Annotated in this window: 2 protein-coding genes; both read right to left on the bottom strand. The window is 57.7% G+C overall.

The features are described from left to right. Nucleotides 1-80: 80 nt before the first annotated feature. Nucleotides 81-1,031 carry an HTH-type transcriptional regulator Cbl gene (gene cbl / locus E0L20_RS23720; protein ID WP_131636023.1) on the bottom strand — a complete coding sequence of 317 codons (951 nt, stop codon included), beginning with the start codon at nucleotides 1,029-1,031 and terminating at the stop codon, nucleotides 81-83. A gap of 96 nt (nucleotides 1,032-1,127) precedes the next feature. Continuing rightward, the gene (gene nac / locus E0L20_RS23715; protein ID WP_131636022.1) at nucleotides 1,128-2,045 is read right to left on the bottom strand and encodes a nitrogen assimilation transcriptional regulator NAC; all 918 of its coding nucleotides are present in this window, start codon (nucleotides 2,043-2,045) and stop codon (nucleotides 1,128-1,130) included. Nucleotides 2,046-2,352: the final 307 nt, after the last annotated feature.

The raw sequence follows: 2,352 nt of genomic DNA, 5'->3' as shown, positions 1-2,352 counted from the left end.
GTCGGGTAAAATTGTCGGGTAGCGGCAACGCCTTACCCGACCTACGAAAATCATCTCACCGTTTCCGGCCCAGGCCGCTTTTAAATCTGATAATCAATCGCCACTTCTTCCGGCTCCATCACCTGACGTTTAATCTCGTCCACGGACAGCCCGGCGTTGCACAGCTCGATAAAACGCCACACGTAGTTGCGCTGCAGCTGCCCGCGCTTCAGGCCAAGCCAGACGGTATTGGCGTCGAACAGGTGGCGGGTATCCAGGCGAACCAGGTTCCCCACTTCACGCTCGCCTCCGGACTGTTCCGCCACCAGGCCAATCCCCAGCCCGAGTTCAACGTAGGTTTTGATAACGTCAGAATCCTGCGCGCTCAGCACAACGTCGGGCGTGAGCCCCTTGCGGTTAAACGCCTCGTCGATGCGCGAGCGCCCGGTAATGCCCTGGCGATACGTAATCAGCGGCCATTTGCCTATCTCTTCCAGCGTCAGCGGAGAAACCTGGGTAAGCGGGTGGTCTTCGGGGAGCAGCAGGCTGTGGTGCCAGCGGAACCACGGAAAGGCCACCAGCAGCGGGTCGTTGCTCAACCGCTCGCTGGCAATGCCGATATCCGCCCCGCCGTTTTGCAACAGCACGTCAATTTCCTGCGGCGTGCCTTGAATGAGCTCCAGGCGCACGTCCGGGAACAGCTCGCGGAAGGCTTTAATCACCGGCGGCAGGCTGTAACGCGCCTGAGTGTGGGTGGTGGCGATGGTGAGTACGCCGGAGGCATCATTGGTAAAGAGATCCGCCAGGCGACGAACGTTGCTGGCCTCGTTGAGGATCCGCTCAGCAATGATCAGCAACGCCTTACCGGGCTCCGTCATCCCCAGCAGGCGCTTGCCGCGACGGATGAAAATCTCTATACCAAGCTCCTCTTCCAGCTCGCGGATATGGCGGCTGACGCCGGATTGGGAGGTATAAAGCATGTTGGCGACTTCGGTCAGGTTGTAATCCCGCCTGGCCGCCTCGCGGATAATTTTAAGCTGCTGGAAATTCACGATTCACTCCGGCGTATCTGACATGGCTCTATTGTTAGAGTCAGCCGGGCTGCAGAACAAATAATAAAAACCAGCATCTTATGCTTTTATGGAATATCAGCTCACGAGCTGAAGCTCGCGGTTCTCCAGAGAGGGTTTGCTCACCAGCGACATCAGGATCTCTTTTACCGCCTGCGCCTGCGGCGACAGCGAGCCGCGCGCGGACATGTTCAGCGACAGCGGCAGGCTCATTGACGGCGTGGTAATGCGGGCCATCCAGCCGTTGGCCGTATTGCACAGCGCCCGCGCGGCCGATTCCGGCAGAACCGTCACGCCCATGCCGCTGGCAATGGCTGCCGTCAGCGTGGAGATGGAGTCAATTTCGCCAATAATTTTTGCCGTCAGGCGGCGCAGCGAAAATGCTTCATCCACGCGAACGCGCACGGCGCTGTAATCGCGCGGCAGGAAGAGATTCATCTCCGCAACGGCGGTCAGGTCAACGCTCTGCCCAGGGCAATCACGCGTTCCCACCAGGTACAAATCTTCTTTCAAAAGCGGCTGGCTGGTGATCCCCGCGACCGGCGAACGATCGTAAAGCACGGCCATATCCAGCTGTCCGCTAAGCAGCTTGTCGTTCAGCACAGAGCCGCTGTTCTCATGCAGATAAACCAGCACCTCCGGCAGCTCGGCGCGCACCGCCTGCAGCAGCGGCATGGTGATGGAGGATGCCGCCGTTCCCGGCGCCAGCCCGATGGAGACGTGTCCGCTCAGCGTCTGGCCAACATTATTCACCGCCAGCTGCGCCTGCTCGCACTGGCGCAGGATGGTGCGTGCGTGGGTATACAGGATTTTGCCTGCTTCCGTTGGCGTCACGCCGCGTTTGGTGCGGATGAGCAACTGCTGATCCATCTCGCCTTCCAGAGTAGCCACCTGCTGGCTCAGCGCTGGCTGCGCAATATGCAGCACTTCCGCCGCTTGAGTCAGGCTGCCGATATCGACGATTTTTACGAAGTATTTCAGTCGTCTTAAGTTCATTTTGCCCCCTGTTCGAAATGCAGTGCCGGTTTGGCTGTCGTTGTTAAACAGGTTTTGCAATATGAATGCCAGTTTTTCAAACGGGCCGGATCGCGTCGGTAAGCCCCTGAAAATAAGGAAATCTAATCACCACGCGTGGATTTATTACTGAAACAGCAGTTTAGGATCTGCCCCATAAGGGGTATACCCGCACCACAACGGTGCATTTCGTTGTCAAAAACGCCATTTTGCTGAATTTGTCAGCAAACAATCAAAAGGTGTTGATCCACCCTTTGACAAGCCGGACTGACGTCGATAATATGCGCCC

Source organism: Enterobacter wuhouensis (assembly GCF_004331265.1).
Classification (GTDB): domain Bacteria; phylum Pseudomonadota; class Gammaproteobacteria; order Enterobacterales; family Enterobacteriaceae; genus Enterobacter; species Enterobacter wuhouensis.
The sequence above is the reverse complement of the archived record's forward strand: the minus strand, read 5'-3'. Positions and strand labels throughout refer to the sequence as shown.

Bases quoted from the DNA above. Each gene is read 5' to 3' on its own strand.
- nac (WP_131636022.1), bottom strand. From the start codon at position 2,045: ATGAACTTAAGACGACTGAAATACTTCGTAAAAATCGTCGATATCGGC.